General features: G+C 63.5%; 18 protein-coding genes and 1 pseudogene. 6 read left to right on the top strand and 13 right to left on the bottom strand.

From position 1 onward, the window contains the following. Window positions 1-153: 153 nt before the first annotated feature. From AC5RU7_RS16760 to AC5RU7_RS16750, 3 genes are read left to right on the top strand one after another with little or no spacing between them, the layout of a single operon-like run. Window positions 154-477 (top strand): BatC protein, encoded by a 324-nt coding sequence (locus tag AC5RU7_RS16760; RefSeq protein WP_494053183.1) that lies wholly within the window; start codon window positions 154-156, stop codon window positions 475-477. A gap of 3 nt (window positions 478-480) precedes the next feature. Beyond that, entirely contained in the window at window positions 481-1,686 is a 1,206-nt protein-coding gene (locus AC5RU7_RS16755; protein WP_494053182.1) for a cupin domain-containing protein, read from the top strand. Further along, a complete protein-coding gene (locus AC5RU7_RS16750) occupies window positions 1,676-2,605 on the top strand; it encodes a ferredoxin family protein (RefSeq protein ID WP_494053181.1) in 930 nt (309 codons plus the stop codon). The genes AC5RU7_RS16755 and AC5RU7_RS16750 overlap by 11 nt, the downstream gene beginning before the upstream one ends. Before the next feature lie 566 nt (window positions 2,606-3,171). Here AC5RU7_RS16750 and AC5RU7_RS16745 read toward each other — a convergent pair. From AC5RU7_RS16745 to AC5RU7_RS16725, 5 genes are read right to left on the bottom strand one after another with little or no spacing between them, the layout of a single operon-like run. Further along, window positions 3,172-3,633, bottom strand: a complete 462-nt coding sequence (locus AC5RU7_RS16745) for a DUF4383 domain-containing protein (RefSeq protein ID WP_494053180.1) — start codon at window positions 3,631-3,633, stop codon at window positions 3,172-3,174. Further along, window positions 3,630-4,208, bottom strand: coding sequence for a MarR family winged helix-turn-helix transcriptional regulator (locus AC5RU7_RS16740; RefSeq protein WP_494053179.1), 579 nt, complete (start codon window positions 4,206-4,208; stop codon window positions 3,630-3,632). Before AC5RU7_RS16740 ends, AC5RU7_RS16745 begins: the two co-directional genes overlap by 4 nt. Window positions 4,209-4,258: 50 nt before the next feature. After that, window positions 4,259-4,951 carry a DUF3618 domain-containing protein gene (locus AC5RU7_RS16735; RefSeq protein ID WP_494053178.1) on the bottom strand — a complete coding sequence of 231 codons (693 nt, stop codon included), beginning with the start codon at window positions 4,949-4,951 and terminating at the stop codon, window positions 4,259-4,261. Continuing rightward, window positions 4,948-5,358: a phage holin family protein gene (locus AC5RU7_RS16730; RefSeq protein WP_494011191.1), complete on the bottom strand. Its 411-nt coding sequence runs from the start codon at window positions 5,356-5,358 to the stop codon at window positions 4,948-4,950. Before AC5RU7_RS16730 ends, AC5RU7_RS16735 begins: the two co-directional genes overlap by 4 nt. A 17-nt stretch (window positions 5,359-5,375) precedes the next feature. After that, complete coding sequence (locus AC5RU7_RS16725; RefSeq protein WP_494053177.1) at window positions 5,376-6,176, bottom strand: hypothetical protein; 801 nt, start codon at window positions 6,174-6,176, stop codon at window positions 5,376-5,378. Between the two features lie 442 nt (window positions 6,177-6,618). Here AC5RU7_RS16725 and AC5RU7_RS16720 point away from each other — a divergent pair, with 442 nt between their 5' ends. Further along, a complete protein-coding gene (locus tag AC5RU7_RS16720; RefSeq protein WP_494053176.1) occupies window positions 6,619-7,080 on the top strand; it encodes a hypothetical protein in 462 nt (153 codons plus the stop codon). A 51-nt stretch (window positions 7,081-7,131) separates the two neighbouring features. Here AC5RU7_RS16720 and AC5RU7_RS16715 read toward each other — a convergent pair. Continuing rightward, window positions 7,132-7,317 (bottom strand): annotated as a pseudogene (locus AC5RU7_RS16715) (DUF2382 domain-containing protein); the annotation flags it as partial. Window positions 7,318-7,539: 222 nt separating this feature from the next. Between AC5RU7_RS16715 and AC5RU7_RS16710 the strand changes: the two are divergent. Then, window positions 7,540-7,989, top strand: coding sequence for an SRPBCC family protein (locus AC5RU7_RS16710; protein WP_494011194.1), 450 nt, complete (start codon window positions 7,540-7,542; stop codon window positions 7,987-7,989). Window positions 7,990-8,949: 960 nt separating this feature from the next. On the opposite strand, the gene AC5RU7_RS16705 is transcribed toward AC5RU7_RS16710, so the two are convergent. Then, complete coding sequence (locus AC5RU7_RS16705) at window positions 8,950-9,498, bottom strand: AMIN-like domain-containing (lipo)protein (RefSeq protein ID WP_494053175.1); 549 nt, start codon at window positions 9,496-9,498, stop codon at window positions 8,950-8,952. 1,040 nt (window positions 9,499-10,538) lie between these two features. Between AC5RU7_RS16705 and AC5RU7_RS16700 the strand changes: the two genes are divergently transcribed. Continuing rightward, complete coding sequence (locus AC5RU7_RS16700; RefSeq protein ID WP_494053174.1) at window positions 10,539-11,309, top strand: hypothetical protein; 771 nt, start codon at window positions 10,539-10,541, stop codon at window positions 11,307-11,309. 288 nt (window positions 11,310-11,597) lie between these two features. On the opposite strand, the gene pntB is transcribed toward AC5RU7_RS16700, so the two are convergent. The 6 genes from pntB to AC5RU7_RS16670 all read right to left on the bottom strand — a co-directional run. Further along, entirely contained in the window at window positions 11,598-13,070 is a 1,473-nt protein-coding gene (pntB, locus tag AC5RU7_RS16695) for a Re/Si-specific NAD(P)(+) transhydrogenase subunit beta (RefSeq protein WP_494011197.1), read from the bottom strand. Further along, window positions 13,067-14,632, bottom strand: coding sequence for a Re/Si-specific NAD(P)(+) transhydrogenase subunit alpha (locus tag AC5RU7_RS16690; protein WP_494053173.1), 1,566 nt, complete (start codon window positions 14,630-14,632; stop codon window positions 13,067-13,069). Before AC5RU7_RS16690 ends, pntB begins: the two co-directional genes overlap by 4 nt. Window positions 14,633-15,426: 794 nt before the next feature. After that, entirely contained in the window at window positions 15,427-16,467 is a 1,041-nt protein-coding gene (locus tag AC5RU7_RS16685) for an AAA family ATPase (protein ID WP_494053172.1), read from the bottom strand. Window positions 16,468-16,660: 193 nt separating this feature from the next. Beyond that, window positions 16,661-17,878, bottom strand: a complete 1,218-nt coding sequence (fdhA, locus tag AC5RU7_RS16680) for a formaldehyde dehydrogenase, glutathione-independent (RefSeq protein ID WP_494011200.1) — start codon at window positions 17,876-17,878, stop codon at window positions 16,661-16,663. A 50-nt stretch (window positions 17,879-17,928) separates the two neighbouring features. Then, window positions 17,929-20,247, bottom strand: a complete 2,319-nt coding sequence (locus AC5RU7_RS16675; protein ID WP_494053171.1) for an FdhF/YdeP family oxidoreductase — start codon at window positions 20,245-20,247, stop codon at window positions 17,929-17,931. A gap of 145 nt (window positions 20,248-20,392) precedes the next feature. After that, on the bottom strand, window positions 20,393-20,874 hold a 482-nt coding region (locus AC5RU7_RS16670; protein WP_494053170.1), incomplete at its 5' end, for a glycine cleavage T C-terminal barrel domain-containing protein.

The following is a 20,874-nucleotide window of genomic DNA, read 5'->3' as shown; positions in this document are numbered from 1 at the left end:
ATGCCGGGGCCTGAGTTGTAGAAAAGGGTTGTTCCCAGGGCTGGCCCGTGCGGTTAGGGTGATCACGGGCGGTGCCGATGAAGGATCGCCCGGTTGGGTGATCAGGTGCCAGTAACGGAGCTGATCCAAGCGATTCGATTCTCGGGAGGAAGCATGACCAGTCCAGAGCAGGATCCAAGCCAGCAGGAAGGCCCCGCGGACGGTGGCGCGGCCGGCGTCCCCGGCATGCACGACGGCGGTGCCGACGGGGGTGCCGACAGCGGTGCCGACGGTGGAGCTGACAGCGGTGCCGACGGTGGAGCTGACAGCGGTGCCGACGGGGGAGCTGACAGCGGTGCCGACGGGGGTGCCGACGGTGAAGCTGGCAGCGGTGCCGACGGGGGTGCCGACGGTGGGGCTGACAGCGGTGCCGATGGTGGGGCTGACGGGGGTGCCGACGGCGGTGCCGATGGTGGAGCCGCGGAACGGGGCATCTGAATTTTGAGCACCACCCGCACGGACTTCCAGGACCCCGGCGCCGTGAAAAGCGGCGGGGTCCTGGAAACACGCCTGATTAAGATAGGCCGTGAGAGGTTCGCCGGCGACGTCTGGGGGCGCACGGCGCTTCTCACGCGTGGCGCCAGTGACTTCTCCGATCTGTTCTCTGCCGGGGCCGTCGACGAATTGGTCTCGCGCCGGGGTCTGCGCACGCCTTTTCTCCGCGTTGCCAAGGGCGGCTCTACATTTCCCGACTCGTCGTTCACCTCGCCCGCCGGCGTCGGCGCCACCATCTCTGACCAGCTCGACGACACAGCGCTTTGGCGCAAGTTTGCGGACGGTGCCACGCTCGTGCTGCAAGCACTGCACCGCACATGGGCGCCTGTCTCTGACTTCAGCAGCAGTCTGAGCACTGAGTTGGGACATCCGGTGCAGGCGAATGCCTACATCACGCCGCCCCAGAACCGTGGGTTCGACGATCACTACGACGTGCACGACGTCTTCGTCCTGCAGATCGAAGGGACAAAACGCTGGATCATCCATGAGCCGGTCCACAGGGACCCGCTGCGTGATCAGCCTTGGACCGATCGCCGCTCCGCTGTGGCGGAGGCCGCCAAAGGCGAGGCCTACATCGACACGGTGCTTGAGCCGGGGGATGTCCTCTACCTGCCGCGGGGCTGGTTGCATGCCGCCCAGACGCAGGGCGCGGTTTCCATCCACCTCACGCTCGGCATCCACAGTTGGACCCGCTACGCATTGGCCGAACAACTCGCGCAGGCCGCGCTTGCAGCGCTGTGCGATGATCCCGAGATGCGCCGTACGTTGCCGTTGGGCGTCAAAGGGCCTGGTGCGGAGCTCGACATCGTCCGTGAACGCCTCGCCGCTGCTGTCGTTGAGGCTGAAACCAGTTCTTTGTTCCAACGTACCCGGCGTGGTCAGGGTCGCCCGGGACCGCTGGGGCCGCTGGCCCAGCTCGCGGCTGTCGGCGGCCTAAGCCCCGAGTCTGTGGTCCGGCTTCGCGGTTCACTGGAAGCGCGTCTGGAGGGACTGCGCCTCACCACGCGCGTGGGTTGGCTCGACTTCCCAGCGACCGATCTGCCTTCCGTCACGCGACTGCTCGACGGGGAGATTCACACCGCGGGTGATCTCGGCGTCGAACTCGTTGAAAGACTGCTGCGCGCGGGGGTCCTCGTTCCCGTTGAACAGTGATCTAGACAGCGACTTCGCCACAGCGGCGGCCACAAAGCGCTTCTTCTGCTCTGAAGGCGCCCGGTTGCGCGGCGACCCGATTGCAGGCACAGCGCCGCACGGCGTCGTCTGGGTCCTCATCGAGTACCGGGGCGGGTGGCCTCTCAATGGCTTTGAAGGGCTTGATCTTGAGCCTGAAACCAAAGCACTCGTGCTCTCCGCCGCGAAGGCGGCGCGGGCGCGGGTGCTGCTGGTGAGACGGCCCGGCCCCCGCCGCCGTGAAGGTAAGAGCCATTGGGCAGTACTGCACCATGAGGATTCGGGCGCCTATCGTCAGCAATGGGGAACGTGGGGCAAGGATGAGGATCTGGCGGAGATTGCCAAAGCCCTGAGCCTCCCCGGAACGCTCGACTATCCACCCCTCATCCTGGTCTGCACTCACAGTCAACATGACCAATGCTGTGCCGTGTGGGGACGGCCCGTGGGACGAGCGTTGAGCGAGCGGTGGCCGGAGCTGGTGTGGGAATGTTCGCATGTAGGAGGTGACAGGTTCGCAGCCAACGTCGTGGTTGCACCAGACGGTGTCTACTACGGAAATCTGGACGAGGAGTCGTCCGTCGCCACGATCGAAGGACACCTCGCTGGCCGTATCAGCGCGGAGCATTTGCGCGGATACACGGATCTCTTTCCAGCACAGCAGACCGCCGTCGCGGCCACGCTCAGGCGGTTCGGCCCGGCCGGCCGGAATGACTACAGAGTGATCGAGACCTCCAGCAGCGGTGATCACTGGCGGATCCACATCACTGGATCTCCTCCTCACCCCGCGCGGATCGACATCGAACTCCGTACCCACCGCGGCCCGCCATGCCGGCTAACCTGCCGCGGACCGGCAACAAGCTCGGCCACGGTCTACGAGCTCATTTCGATCCGTGCCGTCTAAAGGACCGGGTTTATCGAAGGCAGTTCCTTTATCGGCGAGTCGATGGCGGTGCCAATCGACCCGGCGAACCAAGGCATCGAGCAAAGGGTAGGCGCCCGTTCCCGAGTTAGCTGGACGCCGTCGCCGCGATGCCGGGCACGAGGTCCAGGACGAGGAGTGGGGCTGCGGCGTAGGCATGCCTGTTTTCGACCTTTGCTGCGGAGAGTCGTTGGCCCGCGACACCCGACGCTCTACCGTATTCCTGTTCCTGGTCATGACCGGCACCCGGTTCGCCGAGGCTAACCGCTTTGACCGTTGGCAGAGGTGGACGTGCTCTCCAGGCCTCCAACGTCCCGGATCAATAAGACCTGGAAAAGTGACGGTCAATCCAAGCTTATAAGCTGCTCCACGGGGACCCCCCCTTACTTCGGGATTGCCCTGCGTCTCCGGCCACTTGCCTCGTGATTGCTCTTGCTTCACGGCACCAGCGGGAAGTGCCTGTAGACACCCAAGAGGGGGCCGGGCAGTGCCCGGACCCCTCTTTACGGCTGAGGCTCAGCGGCGGCTGAACCGTTAAGTATTCCGTGCTAGCGGGTGGCGGCGCCGCGGGTGCGGTTGGCGTTGCGCGAAAGCAGGATGGCCAGAGCGATCATGGCGATGCCGAGGACGAAGTGGAGCCAGTTGTCCGCGGTGTTGACGGGCACGAAGTTGGCCGGAGTATCGTGCCCGATGATGAGGCCGTAGAGCCACAGGACAAGGTAGACGACGCCACCGTAGAGCAGGTAGTTGCGGGACTGTCCGTGGGTGCGGGACATCAGGATCCCGGCGACGCCGAAAAGCAGGTGAACAATGTTGTGCAGGATCGAAACCTGGAAGATGCCCAGCAGAAGTGCTCCGGATTCGTGCCCGGCGAACGAGAGCGTTTCGTAGTTGCTGGTAATGCCCGGGATGAATCCCAGGACTCCCACCAGGAGGAAGACAGCGCCTACTGCCTGCGCTGCCTTTTGGAGGGTTGTTTTCGGCCCGGTCACGCGGTTGGTCGCGGTCATTGGGGTGCTCCTGTTTTCTTCACGTGTGGGTCGATGATGTTTTCCGGCGTGGAGCCTGAAGACCTTCGGTGATGGCCTTGGGCTGCACGCCGGCGGGGGAGTGGGATGTTCTCCATGTTCCTGAGTTGGGTTATGTGGTGTTCCAACTGGTGCCGGAACTCGGCATCAGCAACAGACTCGGGAATGGCTGCAATCAGGTCCTCTGCTGTTGAGAGGGCGGTTCTGCCCGCTTCGGTAAGGCGGAGGTTGGCGCTGCGGCCATCGATTCCCGGCTCCTTGGCCAGATACCCGAGACCATGGAGGCGGTACAGGACTTTGCCGAGGCTCTGCTTGCTCACGCAGAGCAGATCGGCGACGTCGGACGCTGTGGCCGGTTCCAGTTCCGCCACGGCCTCCAGCGTCTCCAGGCCGCCTTTGGTGAGCCTCAGGCGAGCGAGCTGACGGTTGAGCCGGCGCTCGGTAAGCCGTGCGACGATGCCCAGAAGACGGTGTGTGGCCCACCGCTCCGGCCCCGCCGGGACTGACGCGCTCATATGCCGCGGACCGCCGGCGGAAAGGTCAGGGTCGGGGCCCACGGGTGGCTCCGCCGCTACGCGGGGCAACCCGCGGGCCCTGTCCTCGCCGCTCACGTGTTTTGGACGTTGTCCTTGGCGTCGGCGGCCCGGTCCTTGACGTCGCTGACGGCTCCCTGACCCTCTGCCTTAACGTTCTGGGCGCCGTCGGCCGCGGCGGCCTTGACGTTCTCCACCGCTTCCTGCGCTGGTTCTTTCAGGTCCTGGACCACGTCCTTGGCCGCCTCGGTGACCTTGCCGGCCAGCGGCTGGGCCGCCGTCTTGAGCTGGTCCGCAGCTTCACGTTCCCTGGTGCTTGCCGGGATCAGGGACGAGAGGAGCATGCCGGCGCCGAAGGCGATGAGTCCGGCCAAAGGGTTGCCCTGGGCCTGGGCTTTGACCTGCGCCGGAGCGTGTGAGATCGCCGTACGTGCGCCGGAGAGCTTCGCCGCCACGTTATCCTTGGCCCCGTGCAGCGACTCACCGCTGGAATGCAGTGCACCCCCGGTGTGGCTGGCGCCGGAGGAGACCTTGTCATGGACCGTGGACGTAGCCGAGCCGACCGTATCCTGAACCTTTGAAGTAGCGGTGTCGGCTGCGCCCATAATCTTGTCCTTGACCCCGGCTACGGCATCTTTGACCTTGTCAGTCTGGCGGTGGACGATGTTGGACGGGGTGACCTTGTCCGCGACGGCGTCCACATCGGTGCTCAGGCGTGCGCGGGTAGCTTCAATTTCTTCGCGGATTGCATCCGGGTTCTCGCTCATCGGTTGACCTCACCTGGTTTCAGAGTTGGGGGAATTTCGGAAAGGGTTTCGCCCGTCTGCGGCAGGCCCTTGACTTGCTTGAGTTCCTTCCGGCCAATGCTGGCCAGGACCGCGGCGATGATGCCCCAGACCACGGCGACGATCACGGCAGCCCAGCCCAGCGGCATCAGGGCGCCGAGGGCGAACATCAGTGCCAGGGACAGGAAGACCAGGACGAAGTGCCCGGCCACGCCGGCGCCAGCGAGCATCCCGCCGCCCTTCCCTGCCCTCGTCGCTGACTGCTTCGCTTCGGCCTTGGCCAACTCCACTTCCTGGCGCATCAAGGTGGACAGGTCCCGGGTCACATCACCCAGCAACTCACCCAAAGAGGCGTTATCGGCCTTCTGATGCGCCTCACTCGGCGGCATCTCAGGAATCTGACTACTCACAGCTGCCGACCTCCACCGGGAGTGTTGTTGTACGGGTCATCCAGGTCATTGAGTGGAACGCCACCTGCCTCGGTGCCGGAAAAAGCCGGCCGCCCCGGTTCCCCGTAGATGGTTTCGCCATATGCCGCGGGCGCTGCCGCTGCCTCAGGAAAGGGTTCGCGGACGCCTGCTGCGACAGCCGTTTCGGCCTTGGGTGCCTGCACTGGAAGCGGGGGAATGGAGGCAGTTTGGGACGCAGGAGCGCCTGCTGTAAGGCCGCGGGTCAACCGCCCTGCCAGAACACCTGCACCGGCGGCCAGCAGCAGGAACGTGCCGGGGCGGTTGCGTGCGAACCGCTGAACCTCGCCCAGCAGGTCGCCCGGCTCCTTGTTCTCCAGCCAGGAAGCAACGGATTCGCTGCGCTGTGCAGCTTGCCTGATCAGGCCGCTTGCCAAGCCCTGCTGGTCCGGGGCGTCCGCCATGCTCTGCAGCTGGCTGGAGATAGTCCGGATACCCTCGGCCGCCTTCTGCTGCTGGGTCCCGGCCTGGCTGGACAGGCCCTGCTTGGCCTGGCCAAGCAAGTCCTTAGCGCTGGACGTCGCCTCTGCGGCGACGTTCGCTGCCTCACTCTTGGCCTTCTGGGCCACTCCCTGCGCCGCTAAGGCTGCCTGCCCCGCCACCTGCGAAGCCTCCTCCTTGGCGACGTCCTTCTTCGAATCCGAGCTTCCGGCCGACTCCGCGGTCGTGGCCGGGGCAGTGTTGCCGGACTGGTCAAGGGTGCCAGGCGTTGAAGCGCCGGACCACTGGTTCTCAGTCATCATCGCTCTCCTTCAGTTGATGCACGGGCAGCAGGCCAGAGAATTTCATGCCACCTGCAATTAGTAAGCATGGTTACTAGTTAGATAGTAAGCACACTTGCTATTAGATCCGCAAGCACAGGTGCGCTAATGCCGGCGCCAGCGCGGATGCGTTGCAGAGGCTTTTGCCCCTACCTGGTGGTTCCTGTACCTGGGGCTCTTGGGTACCGATAGCGTGTCCGTCTGCTGTTTGCGCAGGGGTCGCGGAGGTTGACGATCAGAGAGCGCCCGTCAGGGCGCATTTATCCTTGAGGTCATCCGGGTGGGGCTGGCCAGCCTCAGGGCGCAGAGTTGGATGTCAGGAATCAGCGGTTGTGCCAGGGCCTGTTTCCGGTGGTGCTGTCCGCCGTAGGCTATGGGCATCCATCTACCCCGGGAGGCACTCATGCGCACGGCACAACCTTTGACTGAAACCGAGCAGGTCCACCGTCTTTCTGAGAACCTCAGGATCCAACTGGCCAGGGGGAAGGAGTGGGCCACGCCGGGGGTGCAGGCCGCTTTGCAAAGGGCGGTTGACGGTTTCGATACCGGCATTGAAGCGGCCTCCCCGCGCCTTCAACTGGTATTGCGCCGGCTCGCTGACGAGCTCGCAGGCGGGGTGGAGACACTGACTCCGCGGGTCCAGGAGCAATTAAGGAGGGCAGGGCGGAAGGCCGCGGCTGAAGTTGCTGAGCCGGTCGAGGCGCGGCGACCAGGGGCACGGAAGTGGTGGTGGATCGGTGGATTGCTGGTCATGGCAGCAGGAACAGTCGCCTGGCGTTCCATGCAGGCAACCGCCCGGGAACCCGAGCCGACACCGGCGCTGGAGAAAAGCGACCGGACAGAACCTGACGCCGCCGCGGACCTCGCCGCCGGCGCTATCTAATAGGAGGTACAGGAGGGCCCGCGCTCATTGCGCGGGCCCTTCCGCTGCTGTTTAGCGGCGGGTGTCGCCGATTCCGTCAGCTTCGATGTTTTCCTTGCGGACTTCCTCGTTGACGGTGACGTCTTCGGTCAAGGTGTCCTTGTCCAGCCGGACCCGCTCGACCGGGACGGCTTCCTTCTGGACCACGGGGCGTTCCTCGTGGAGGATGACTTCGTGTTCTTCCTCGCTGATCGCGGGGTAGTGCCGCCGCCCAGGTTGTAGTGAGCGTACAGCCGCTCCTCTTCAGCCGGTTCAATTGCGACGGTCAGCGGCGGTTTCTTGCTCGGCCACTCGTCGCGCTTCCAACGGCATCGACTGGTGATCCGTGGTCTACGGTCGTGGGAGTGGCGGCGCGGGTATGGGTAAGGGGTTGTCAAAGGCGGCAGCTGAGGCCCGCCCTTCACTAGAAGGAGAGCAAGCATGCAAACAGTCGAAGAGACCATTGACGTCACGGTTCCCGTGCGCGCGGCATATGACCAGTGGACCCAGTTCGAGCTCTTCCCCAATTTCATGTCCGGGGTGGACTCCGTAGCCCAACTCGACGATCGGACGAACCACTGGGTCGTGAACATCGGTGGAGCCAGGCGTGAGTTCGACACTGAAATCATCGAACAACGCCTTGATGAGCGGATCGCCTGGCGCAGCATCGACGGCCAGACGCATGCCGGCGCCGTCACGTTCACGCCGCTTGAGACCGGCGTGACGCGCATCTGGGTCCGTCTTGAATGGGCCCCGGAGTCCTTCATTGAAAAGACCGGGGCCGTTCTAGGATTCGACAACATGCAGGTCAGGGCGGACCTGCGCCGCTTCAAGGAGTTTATTGAGGCCAGAGGTACCGGAACCGGCTCCTTGCAGGGAGAGGTGCATTAGGCGTTTCCGGTATGGCGTGGATGCATTCCGTTTGCCTGCGCCCCTCCAGGTATGAAAAAGCCCCGCCGATTGAGGGTTGGGCGGGTTCAGTTCCAAGGGTGTGATTACGAGGGTCAACTTTGGACATCGAGGACGAATTCGTGCCGTGACCGGCTTGGGCCCAGTTTGGACTCATAGGGAAGGAACAGCGGCACTAATGCAACCGTGTAGCAGAGTGCGGCGGGATCCAGCGGCGGGACCACTCCGATGAAGCTGCCACTCTTTAACGGCAGTCTGACTGCACGCCGGAAGGAAGACGCCGCAATCATCGTCGCCGACCGAAATCATGAGCCACGGGCGAAGCTGCCTCAGAAAGCACTCTTTCCACTGGCAGAACCGGACGCGGGACAGGCCCGGCTTTCTTATTCGCAAGCAGTTGGACGGGGATTTGGGGGTTAGTCGGTAACCCGTTTCTTACGTGTTCGCCGCTGGGTGGAATATGAACATGCTCAGTAGGGTTCCACGGCACGACCGGCTTCCTGGATGAACCATCCGGGGTGCTCGGAAAGGGCTAACGCTTCGGCTTCCGCCTTGTTAGCGGCCAGCCCGGTCCACACCGCGGTGCGGTCGAAGCCATTTGAAACGACTACACGCCACCGATACCTTCTAGCCACCATTAAGGATGCACATATGCCCAACCTGACGGCAATCGATTTTGGGTTTCCTCGCGGTATGAGTGCCCTAAAGGGTGACTGAGAGGCAACAGCAGCCCAGGCACAAAAGGGGGCACACCCCTCGCTTGTCGCGGCGTACGCTGAGCTCAACGGCGGGCCGATCTTCGCGGGTGAATGACTCTTTCCCAAGGAAACATCCAGTTCCCTCGGAAGGTTGTAAAGGCTGATGAACGAAGCCGGCAGGGCCGTTGGCACATAGAGAGGTGCCACACCCCGGGTCACCGGCATGCGGCACCTCTCGTGCCCGTCACCAGAAGTGGGCGACGTCCACAACTAGCCGGGAACCGGATCCCGGTCCGTCCAGGGTGAAGACCCGGAAGGGCAGCCGGGCACGGACGCCCAGGCCGATGCTGGTGGAACCCTCGAAGCTTCCGGCGTAAACGACTTGCCGGAACGTCTGGTAGCCGGCAACGTTGGACAGCTCAGCCTTCGCGGCAGGGTTGTAGGTGACGTTGCCGTTGCTGTCATACGAGGGTGCGTTCACGACGACCTGCAGGCGCGCATTGCCATACACCGGAATCGTGTAGCCGGTGCCGTCCTGGACAATATCGGGGACGTAGCGCACTGTGTAGCCTGTTGCGGGGCCGTTGAGGTCCACCACCATCCGGTCGAAGCAGGGTTGCTGCCCTGTCCGGACGTTGATGACGGATGCTGAGCTCATCTCGGGCGCTGCTTTGTCCTGAGATCCCCATGCGAGCCCGCAATAGGAGGTGGCTGCCGAAGCGGGCCCCGGCGCGACGATACCCAGCCCGACGGCCGCGAGGAGCGCCGTGAGCCAGAGGAGGAGTTTTTTCATTGGTGCCATCCAAGGGGGAGTGGTGCGGTTGGACAGCTCAAGATTAGGCAGTGCCAGGCCCCCAAGACGAGGGTTGTTGCGGGTTCGGAGCGGAACCGTGAAGAACGCTGCATCCGGGTCACGTGGCAGTAAATTCCGAGGCTCTTTGCCGGCCTTTTTGATCGTTTCGGTGTCGTTTCTGGACCCGGCCGTGATGCTTGGTAACAAGGCCATGGCCAGGCAGCTTGATGGTGGGCGCCAGGTGGGTATCTTGTTTCATACTCGTGGTTGAGCAGTCAGCCGGTACGGCACTCGAAGACAGTCACCCACCAGGGCATCAGACGCTGACCACTTCCATCAGTCATTCGGGTGTTGGCGGCCGCAGCGCAGGACCTCCGTCACCTCAAGGACACGCAGCCTACCCGCCGCTCCGCCCCCTGGGGCTCGTTCCGCCCGCGCCTGCAGCGAGTGAGGACCGTGCCCGGAAGCGGGCTAGGATCGCCTGCTGCCCCAAAGATGTGGCAGTAGGTGATGGCGGCCCCGAGCAGCACGCTCCTGTGACTGAGTCCACACGCCCGCGCTCGCCACCTCTACGTCATCTATTCACAGCACGTCTGCCGAGGGTCAGTGGGGCGTGCGGAGTCGGACCGGCAGTACGGGGACGGATTACATCTTCGCGGATTCGCCGTACCTCATCTAAGGCAGGTGCCTTCTCAAGGCTGCAGTCGCGAAGCCTTCTGATAGCGGCTGTCGGCCTCTTCGCTTTGGTTCGGGCTTCTGGCTTCAGCCGGCGACCTTTGGCGGGATTTCGCCAAGGCAATCAACAAAGTCAGGACGGTACCCATCCAGGCAAGTCCAGTAAGGAATACCAGACCGACCGCCACTAAGGGGTGCATGGCAAGAGTTTAGGCCGGTGCGGCTGACAAAACCGGACGCAACTCCGCGCGATCAGAGCCGGGAATATGCAGGTGGGCACCATGAGCAGGCCACAAGGCCCGCGGGCACGAAAAAGCGCGCTCCGTTTGCCGGACGCGCCCTTCCCGGTTCTTCACTGGATTTGGATGAGCAACAGGGAACACATGGCCGACGCGCTTCTTCAGCAGGCGGCTGAGGCCACCATCGTTGTCATCACGCTGATTCTGGCTGCGCCGTGGAGTGTTCCTCGTCGCCGCATAGCTCTTGCCGTCGCAGGTTTCCGCAGCGTCAAGGACCGGGAAAGGAAAGGCATCGACCTGCCGTCCTGGTTCGGGCTGTGGACGGCTTTCCCGCTGGGCGTCCTCACCACTGTCGCTGACCTGCCCAACGCGTTCCCCTACTTCATCGCGATCGAACGGATGGTCGCAGCGGACGGCGACATCCCCGTCGGCCTGTTAGTGCTCACCGGCTACGCCCTCGTGTTCTGCATCCCATGCCTGATTCTGCTCGTCCTCGGCATGCACACGGCGACAAAGTCAGGACACGTCTGCGGAAGGTGCTGGATCGGTTCTCCACCGGAACCGTCAAGCGATCCATTCCGGCAGCGCCCGCCCTGTTCGTCCTCGCCGCCGCAGTCCTCATTAGTGCCCTCTGGCCATAACACTGGGGAAGTCCCAATGCGGCTTCTGGCTGGGCGTGGTTCCTCGCTCCCGTTCTCTCGGGTTAGCAGAGGAGGTGTGGACAGTGTCCACACCTCCTCTGCTATACCGGACTGGCCGTACGGCGGCGCCCGTTGTCAGGTTCGGGTCCATGAGTTCCTGGCGCCCGGTGTCAGAGAATGGACTGACCGAGCCCAACCGGACATCCTTCACCCGGGCCTCGTGCCAGCTTGGCGTGCCTCGCTGACCGGCTCCTAGCCCCTGGAACTGCTGGTGAGGCGATGGGCGCAGATCCGGCCCTAGTCCTTCAGATGCTGATGCTCCAGCAATTCGTGATTGCAGTGCAGTAACAACTCGTGCCTGTAGTGAAGGCCCAACCAAGGCGATGCAGCGTAGTCGTCGATGCCAAAGGCTTGCGCAAAGGGTGCTTCCTCAGCGCCCATCAACTGATTGGGCCTACGTGGAGGAAGTGTTGTCAGAACCACGCTAGGAAGTGCTGTTCGATGTCTGGGCATGGTCTCTCCTCGTCTTGGAAGGTTCGTTGGGTCAGAAGGCCCGGAGGATGTCTTCGACGCGTTGTTTGGCGTCGCCGAAGAGCATTTGGGAGTTGTCGCGGAAGAACAGGGGGTTTTGGACTCCGGCGTATCCGGCGGCCATGGATCGTTTGAAGACGACGACGTTTTCGGCTTCCCAGACGCGGAGGACGGGCATGCCGGCGATGGGGCTGCCCGGGTCTTCCGCCGCCGCGGGGTTGACGGTGTCGTTGGCTCCTATGACGAGGACGACTGACGTCCCGTCAAGGTCGTCGTTGATTTCATCCATTTCCATGACGATGTCGTAAGGAACTTTGGCTTCGGCGAGGAGGACATTCATATGTCCAGGCAGGCGCCCGGCGACGGGGTGGATCCCGAATTTGACGTCTACGCCGCGGTCACGGAGTTGCTGGGCGAGTTCGGCGACGGGGTATTGGGCCTGCGCCACTGCCATGCCGTAACCGGGGGTGATGACGACACTGGAGGCGCTGGTGAGCAGTTCGGCAGTTGCTTGTGCGGAAATTTCCCGGTGCTCTCCGTAGTCCGTGTCTCCGGTCTTGGGCGCTTCGATGCCGAAGCCCCCGGCGATGACGGAGATGAAGGACCGGTTCATGGCTTTGCACATGATGTAGGAGAGGTAGGCGCCGGAGGAGCCGACGAGGGCGCCGGTGATGATCAGCAGGTCGTTGTTGAGCAGGAAGCCGGCGGCGGCTGCTGCCCAGCCGGAGTAGCTGTTGAGCATGGAGACGACGACGGGCATGTCGCCGCCGCCGATGGAGGCTACGAGGTGCCAGCCCAGGCCCAGGGCGAGGATGGTGACGACGATAAGGAGCCACAACTGGGTGTCGTTGACGTACCAGACGGTCAGGACGACGAAGGCGGCGAGGGCACCGAGGTTGATCGCGTTCTTGCCCGGCAGCATCAGCGGTGAGGACTTCATTCGGGCCGAGAGTTTCAGGTAGGCGACGATGGAGCCGGTGAAGGTGACGGCGCCGATGAAGACCCCGATGAACACTTCTGCGTGGTGGATCGCTTTGAGTGCGTCGGGCAGTTCGGGGCTCTCGAGGTGCCCGTTCCAGCCGACCAGCACCGCGGCAAGGCCGACGAAGCTGTGCAGCAGCGCGATGAGTTCAGGCATTCCGGTCATCTGGACCACGCGGGCGCGCCACAAGCCGATCGCGGCCCCGACCAGCACCGCGGCCACGAGCAGGATGAGACCGGTGAGTACGTGAGATGAGCCCCAGGCGTTTTGGAGGGTCAACCAGATGGTCGCTGCCAGGGCCACCACCATTCCGGAGATCCCGTAGATAACCCCTGCGCGGGCCTTCTCGTGCCTGCTCAGCCCTGCGAGGCTGAGGATGAACAGCAGGGCTGCGACAATGTATGCCGCCCCGGCTACGGACTCTGCGGTCAAGGGACCGGAAACGGTATCAGTCACTGTACTGCTCCTCGTAAGAATTCCTGTTGCTTCGCGTACGGCGCTCATCCCTGTGCCTTATTTCCCTTGGAGAACATCGCGAGCATGCGCCGGGTGACGGCGAATCCGCCGAAAATGTTGATGCTGGCAAGCAGAACAGCAACCGCCGAGAGGGCCTGGACGATGATGTTGTTTGAGGTGATCTGCAAAAGTGCTCCGACGACGATGATTCCGGAGATCGCGTTGGTAACGGACATCAGGGGAGTGTGCAGCGCGTGGTGCACTTTCCCGATGACATAGAAGCCCACGACGATTGAGAGCATCAGCACTGTGAAGTGCTGAGGCAGCGGATCCGGCGCCACTGCATTGATCCCGAAAAGCACGGCGATACCCGCAGCAATCAGACCGGCTTTACCGGCAGCGCTCAGCCCGGTCTTCTTGTCAGCTTTGCCGGCAGGTTGTTCACTGGCTGGCGTGACCGCCGCCTGGGCCTGGGGTGCCGCTGAGACCTGGACGGGGGGCGGTGGCCAGGTTTTTTCTCCCTCGCGTACGACCGTCACGGAGCGCTGAACCACGTCATCGAAGTCAAGGGTCAGCTGGCCGTCCTTGTTCTTGGTGAGGAGCTTCAGGAGGTTCAGCAGGTTGGTCCCGTACAGCTGTGAAGCCTGGGCCGGAAGCCGTGCCGGCAGATCGGTGTAGCCAAGAATGATGACACCGTTTTCCGTCACCACCCGTTCGCCTGCCACGGAGCCTTCAACGTTGCCGCCCTGCCCGGCAGCCATATCCACGATCACGCTGCCCGGTTTCATCCCGGCTACGTCATCGGCCGTGAGGAGTTTCGGTGCGGGCCGGCCCGGAATCAGGGCCGTGGTGATGATGATGTCCACGTCACGGGCCTGCTCGGTGTAGATTTCGGCTGCGCGCCTGTTGTACGCCTCCGACGTCGCCTTGGCGTACCCGTCAGAGGACTTCATCTCTTCCTCTACCTCAACCTTGAGGTAAGTACCACCAATTGACTTCACCTGATCCGCCACCTCGGGCCGCGGATCCGTCGCGCGAACGATCGCGCCCAGGCTGCTCGCCGCACCGATCGCCGCCAGGCCGGCGACACCCGCGCCGGCAACGAGAACTTTCGCCGGCGGGACCTTGCCCGCCGCGGTGACCTGCCCAGTAAAGAACCTGCCGAACTCATGGGCGGCCTCGACCACGGCACGATACCCGGCGATGTTCGCCATCGAACTCAGGACATCCATCGACTGCGCCCGCGAAATCCGCGGCACGGCATCCAAGGCAAGGGCGGTGATGGGCCGGGCTGCCAAAGCCTCAACAAGCTCCGGCCGCAAAGCAGGGCTCAGCATCCCGATCAGGGTGGCGCCGTCACGCAGCCGCCCTATCTCTTCGTCAGTTGGCGGATTGACCCGCAGCACTACGTCGCTGCCCCACGCATCGTCGGCGCCGACGATTAGAGCGCCCGCCGCAGCGTATGCCTCGTCCCGGAAGGACGCGGACTCACCGGCTCCCTTTTCGACTACAACGTCGTAGCCCAATTCCAACAACTGCTTCACGGTGACAGGCGTTGCCGCCACCCTCGTCTCGCGACCTAACTCGGCCACGATGCCTATACGCGTCACTATTCTCTCTCTCTAGGATGTGGTGCCTGGGGAATTCCGCTGCCGGGGGACAGCATCTGCTGTGCCCGCTGGATGCGCGACAAATTCGGTGCTCCTGCGGTTGGGCAAACAGGACCTACTGCATTGGTCCGCTTAGGCCCGGTCAAGGAGTCCTGCTGGAGAAGGTTGCTGAATGTTGTCCTTCAGGCAGTCGGACAGGGCGGACATGCTCCTTCGCCCTGCTTATATTTGCAGGACCTGCAGATTTGGCGGAACCCGTCCCCAGCTCCTCAGCGAGGGCCTCATGCAGTTGCGGAATTCCAAGGCTGGGGCAGTAGCCCGGGTAACCATCGGCGGTCGCCCTGTTCGTAGCGTCCACAATGTGCGGGGCTGTCGGAATGCTGAGGTCGCCACCATGGAAGGGAAACACGCAGTATCCCCGGCTCTTCCGGGTGGCTGCGGCGTCCGCGACGCTGAAGGCAGTCTCGGTGCCCAGCCCCCGGAGACGGTGCGCGAGTTGCTGCATTTGTTCTACTCCTCATCGAGTTAAGAATCGATCCTTCAGCGGACCCCGATCTAGTATAGAACTTATATATCAAAGATTGAAATAAGATATATCTGAACTTTTTGCTGGCACCACGACGCTGATTCATGACAGCGCTGATCGCGGACCCCAGAACATGTCCCGGGGTGGCGGCGAGGCAGCTTGGGGTGGACAGGACAGCTGCGGGCCGCTTGCAAGACAACGGGATTGGTTGTGCTTCTTCCCGCTCGTGGGCGGAACGTGCGTTCGCTTGGGAGCCGGCCGGATACGGTCAGACCAGCCAGCGCCACCAGCGTGGCTGCTCCAGTTCCGGCGTCGGCTCCGGCTCCGGCTCCGGCGCCTCGCCCAGGGCCAGCGCGGCCTCGATGATGTCGTTTGCGGTGAGCGTCATGACGGCCTCACGATCGAGCGCGTCGAGACTTCGTTCCTTGTCGAGCGAGAGCCGCAGCGCCTGGCGGTTGAGGGATTGCTCGAAAAGCGTGCGGGCGAACCGTGCGTTGCCGGAGTCCTCGCTCGCGTGGAGCCCGGTGAAGATGCGGCGCAGCATCTCGTCCGCACCCGGCTCCAACACGTACTCGTGCTGGGCCAGCATACGGTGGAAGATCGTCTGGAGCGAGTCGACGGAGTAGTCGGGGAACGTGATCTCCCGGGCGAACCGGGAGCGCAGTCCGGGGTTCGAGAGCAGGAAGGACTCCATCAGCCGCGGGTATCCGGCCACGATCACCACCAGGCGGTGGCGGTAGTCCTCCATCCGCTTGAGCAGGACTTCGATCGCCTCTGGACCAAAGTCCATCCGGCCATCCTCCGGGGCCAGCGCGTAGGCCTCGTCGATGAACAGGACGCCGTCCAGCGCACGCCGGATCACCCGGTCTGTCTTGATGGCGGTCGCGCCTACGTACTGCCCCACCAGGCCTGAACGGTCCACCTCGACCAGGTGGCCCTTCTGCAGCAGTCCAACCGCGCGGTACATCTCAGCCAGGAGCCGCGCCACGGTGGTCTTGCCCGTTCCCGGGTTTCCGAGGAACACCAGGTGTTGTGATGTGGCCACCTCCGGCAGGCCGTGCGCCTTACGGCGGGCCTGGACCTGGAGCAGTGCGACGAGGGCCCGTACCTGTTCCTTCACGGTCTCCAGGCCGACCAGCGCGTCGAGTTCGGCCTGCACCTCGGACAGCGGCCGGGCCGGACCGGGCCTTGCACCGATGAGATCGCCGACGAGGTCGTCGACGCGCTCCGCACCGGGCAGCTTGAGCTGATCGGCCAGGTGGCCGATGGTTTCGCGCAGGTCGTCGAGCGGATGGCGGCTGGGAGCCATGCATCTACTGTAGTACTCGTTTCGGGACCGGGGTTGGGTTGGCCTCGTTATCACCGCGGCTTATCGGCGCGCGCCGCCTAACGGATCGCCGCCGGAAACTTCGACGACGACGGCGATGCGGTGGCTGGCAGTTTGCGCGGACACCGAGGGCCGCAGGACATTCGCCCTGCGGCCCGGTATCCGTTGATCGGTACTAAGCCTTCACGTAACCGTTGGGGTTCAGCACGAACTTTGTTGCCGCTCCGGCGTCGAATTCGGCGTAGCCGCGCGGGGCGTCTTCAAGCGGAATGGCCTGGGCATTGACTGCCTTTGCGATCTGGACCTTGTCGTGGAGGATGGCCATCATGAGCTGACGGTTGTACTTCATGACAGGGCACTGGCCTGTGGTGAAGGACAAAGACTTAGCCCAGCCGGTGCCCAGGGAGAGCGAGAGCGAGCCGTGCTTTGCAGCCTCATCAACTGCACCCGGATCCCCGGTGACGTAGAGGCCCGGAATACCCAGGGAACCGCCGGCCGCGGTGATGTCCATGAGGGAGTTCAGAACGGTGGCGGGCGCCTCGTGGGTGGCGTCCTTGCCGTGGCCGCGGGCTTCGAAGCCGACGGCGTCCACGCCGCAGTCCACTTCCGGGACGCCGAGGATCTGTTCAATCTGGTCCTTCGGGTCGCCCTTGGAAACATTGACGGTTTCACAGCCAAACGAGCGCGCCTGCGCCAGGCGGTCTTCGTTCATGTCGCCCACAATGACGACGGCGGCACCCAGCAGTTGGGCGCCGACGGCGGCGGCGATGCCAACAGGACCTGCACCGGCGACATAGACGGTGGAGCCGACGCCGACACCGGCCGTGACTGCGCCGTGGAATCCGGTGGGGAAGATGTCGGAGAGCATGGTCAGGTCCATGATCTTCTCCAGCGCCTGGTCGCGGTCCGGGAAGCGCAGCAGGTTCCAGTCGGCGTAGGGGACCAGGACATACTCTGCCTGGCCGCCGACCCAGCCGCCCATGTCCACATAGCCGTAGGCGCTGCCCGGCCGGTCAGGGTTGACGTTGAGGCAGATTCCGGTCTTTTGCTCCTTGCAGTTGCGGCAGCGGCCGCAGGAGATGTTGAAGGGTACGGAGACGATGTCGCCGACCTTGATGAACTCGACGTCGGGCCCAACCTCCACCACTTCACCGGTGATTTCGTGGCCGAGGACAAGGTTCTGCGGAGCTGTGGTGCGGCCCCGGACCATGTGCTGGTCCGAACCGCAGATGTTGGTGGTCACGGTACGGAGAATCGCGCCATGCGGCACCTTGCGGCCGACGTTGGCCGGATTGACGCCGGGGCCGTCCTTGAGCTCAAACGTCGGGTACTCAGTGTCGATGATTTCGACGACACCGGGTTCCTTGTAGGCGACTGCTCTGTTTCCTGACATGGTCACTTCCTAATCGTTGGTGTTACTGAAATGGAGAACTTGAGAGGGATCTAGGCCTTTTCCAGCCGGATGATCACGGACTTGGAGGTAGGCGTTCCGCTGGTATCCGCCACGGAGTCCAGCGGTACCAGGACGTTGGTCTCGGGATAGTAGGCGGCGGCGCAACCCTTCGGCGTCGAATACGACACGATCCGGAAGTTTTCGGCCCGCCGCTCCGTCCCTTGGAACTCGGAGATCAGGTGGACCATCTCCCCGTCGGCAAAACCGAGATCACTGACATCCTGGGCGTTGATGAGCACCACGCGCCGGCCACCATGGATGCCGCGGTAACGGTCGTCCTTGCCGTAGATGGTGGTGTTGTACTGGTCATGTGAGCGCAGGGTTTGCAGGACCAGCCGGCCGGAAGGGACTTTGATGAACTCCAGCTCGTTGCCCGTGAAGTGGGCTTTCCCGGACGCGGTGTCGAACTTCCTGGCGTCGCGCGGCGGGTGTGGCAGCACAAAGCCGCCCGGATGCTGGATCCGCTCTTCAAAGTCTTCAAAGCCGTCAACGACCGCTTCGATGTGCTTCCGGATCAGCGAGTAGTCATCCCGCATGGCGAGCCAGCTGGCCTGGGGCGTGTTGGGCAGACGGCCGTGCCCCTCGGCAAACACCCTGTGCGCGAGGTTGCACACGATGGCTACCTCAGAGTGGAGGTGTTCGCTGGCGGGCTTGAGCCGTCCCCGTGACGCATGGACGGCGCTCATGGAATCTTCCACCGTGACCCGCTGGTCGCCGGTCTGCTGGGTATCCTTCTCTGTGCGTCCGAGCGTTGGCAGGATCAACGCCCTGCGGCCTGTGGACAGGTGCGAGTGGTTCAGTTTCGTGGAGATCTGAACGGTCAAACGGGTATTGGCCAGGGCCTGCTCGGTGACCTCGGAGTCCGGGGCGGCGCGCACGAAGTTGCCACCCATCCCCAGGAAGAAGCGGACCTTGCCGTCCCGCATGGCGCGGATGGCGGCCACCGTGTCAAAGCCGTGCTCCCTGGGAGACCGGAACCTGAATTCCTGGTCAAGCCGGTCATGGAACGTCTCCGGCATTTTTTCGAAGATGCCCATGGTGCGGTCGCCCTGGACGTTCGAGTGACCGCGCACCGGGCAAACCCCTGCGCCGGGCTTGCCGATGTTGCCCTGGAGGAGCAGGACGTTGACCACGTCACGGAGGGTAGGCACGGAATGCTTGTGCTGGGTCAGTCCCATGGCCCAGCACACGATGGTGGCATTCGATGCAAGCAGCCGTTCTCCCGTTGCGTGGATCTGCTCCAAGGTGAGACCCGTGGCCTCCACGATGTCATCCCACTCCACCTTCTCGAGGTAACGCAGGTAGTCATCAATGCCCACTGTGTGGTTGGCGATGAAGTCGTGGTCCAGGACCGTTTCCAGGCCCGGGGTGTTCCGGCCGGCAGCTTCGGCTTCAAGCAGGTATTTGCCCAGGCCCTGGAACAGGGCCTGGTCGCCGCCGGCACGGATCTGCAGGAAGTCGTCCGTCAACCGGATCCCCGACACCATGCCTGATACATGCTGCGGATTTTCAAAGTGCAGGAGTCCGGCTTCGGGTAGGGGATTGACGGACACAATGATCGCGCCGTTCTTTTTCGCCTTCTCCAGTGCACTCAGCATGCGTGGGTGGTTGGTACCGGGATTCTGGCCCGCCACGAAGATCAGCGACGCCGTTTCCAGGTCCGTCAGGCTGACAGAACCCTTGCCGATTCCAATGGTCTCCACCAGCGCCGATCCCGAGGATTCGTGGCACATGTTGGAGCAGTCAGGAAGGTTGTTGGTGCCGATTCCCCGCACCAACAGCTGGTATACGAATGCTGCTTCATTGGAGGTCCGGCCGGAGGTGTAGAAGACCGCCTGGTCGGGGTGCTCCATGCCCCGCAGCTCCTCCGCCATGAGGTCGTAAGCCTCGTCCCATTCAATGGGCCTGTAGTGGGTTGCGCCTTCATCCAGGAACATCGGGTGGGTAAGCCGGCCTTGCTGGCCCAGCCAGTAGTCGTCGCGTGTCTTGAGATCAGCAACTGAATGTTGGGCAAAGAATTCCGGGGTGACGCGGCGACGGGTGGCTTCCTCGGCCACTGCCTTGGCGCCGTTTTCGCAGAACTCGGCGGCGTTGCGCTTTTCGTGTTCAGGCCAGGCGCAGCCCATGCAGTCGAACCCGTCCAGCTGGTTCACAGCCAGGAGCGTGTGGACACTGCGCAGTGGACCCATCTGTTCCAGCGAAATTTTCAACGCGTTGGCAACGGCCGGGATGCCTACGGCCTTGGTCTTGGGCTTGGTGACGGTCAGCTTTGACTCGTCGATGTTTTCGCGGGGGGCTTTGGATGCCACGGGTGTTATCCCTTTCAGATCCTGGAAGTGAAGCAGCCGGCAAATGCTTATGCGGCTTGCGGAAGAGGCGGAGTTAGCGGCCCGGACCCGGTCGTTGCGAGGGAAAGGATCCGGGCCGCTTGCCTTGTTGGCCGCAGGGCGCGGCTTAGCCCCGGAGCCTGGTCATGGTGGGGTCGTAGAGGGGGTCTTGGGTGATGGTGGCGGGGATGCGGCGGCCGAAGTATTCGATTTCGACGGAGTCTCCGATGGAGACTTCGTTGGGGAGGTAGGCGTAGGCGATGGGTTTTTGGACGGTGTAGCCGTAGGCGGCGCTGGTGACGTAGCCGAGGGGCTGGTCTTTGTAGAACACGGGTTCCTTGCCGAGGACGATGGAGCGGCCGTCGTTGATGGTGAGGCAGCGCAGGCGCCGTGCGGAGTTTTCCTCGGTGCGGCTTTCGAGGGCGGCTTTGCCGACGAAGTTGTCTTTGGCCATTTTGACGGCGAACCCGAGGCCGGCTTCGTAGGGGTCGTGTTCGGTGGTCATGTCGGTTCCCCAGGAGCGGTAGCCCTTTTCCAGGCGGAGGGAGCTGAACGCGGCGCGGCCGGCGGCAATGATCCCGTGGGGCTGTCCTGCTTTGAAGAGCGCGT

This window comes from Arthrobacter sp. K410C, from assembly GCF_059090105.1.
Note: the sequence above shows the minus strand (reverse complement) of the source record. Positions and strands in the feature narration are given on the sequence as shown.

Coding starts and splice junctions, on each gene's coding strand:
- AC5RU7_RS16700 (WP_494053174.1), top strand. CDS start 10,539: ATGAGCAACAGGGAACACATGGCCGACGCGCTTCTTCAGCAGGCGGCT.
- fdhA (WP_494011200.1), bottom strand. CDS start 17,878: ATGTCAGGAAACAGAGCAGTCGCCTACAAGGAACCCGGTGTCGTCGAA.
- AC5RU7_RS16710 (WP_494011194.1), top strand. CDS start 7,540: ATGCAAACAGTCGAAGAGACCATTGACGTCACGGTTCCCGTGCGCGCG.
- AC5RU7_RS16705 (WP_494053175.1), bottom strand. CDS start 9,498: ATGAAAAAACTCCTCCTCTGGCTCACGGCGCTCCTCGCGGCCGTCGGG.
- pntB (WP_494011197.1), bottom strand. CDS start 13,070: ATGAGCGCCGTACGCGAAGCAACAGGAATTCTTACGAGGAGCAGTACA.
- AC5RU7_RS16760 (WP_494053183.1), top strand. CDS start 154: ATGACCAGTCCAGAGCAGGATCCAAGCCAGCAGGAAGGCCCCGCGGAC.
- AC5RU7_RS16685 (WP_494053172.1), bottom strand. CDS start 16,467: ATGGCTCCCAGCCGCCATCCGCTCGACGACCTGCGCGAAACCATCGGC.
- AC5RU7_RS16725 (WP_494053177.1), bottom strand. CDS start 6,176: ATGACTGAGAACCAGTGGTCCGGCGCTTCAACGCCTGGCACCCTTGAC.
- AC5RU7_RS16730 (WP_494011191.1), bottom strand. CDS start 5,358: ATGCCGCCGAGTGAGGCGCATCAGAAGGCCGATAACGCCTCTTTGGGT.
- AC5RU7_RS16745 (WP_494053180.1), bottom strand. CDS start 3,633: ATGACCGCGACCAACCGCGTGACCGGGCCGAAAACAACCCTCCAAAAG.
- AC5RU7_RS16735 (WP_494053178.1), bottom strand. CDS start 4,951: ATGAGCGAGAACCCGGATGCAATCCGCGAAGAAATTGAAGCTACCCGC.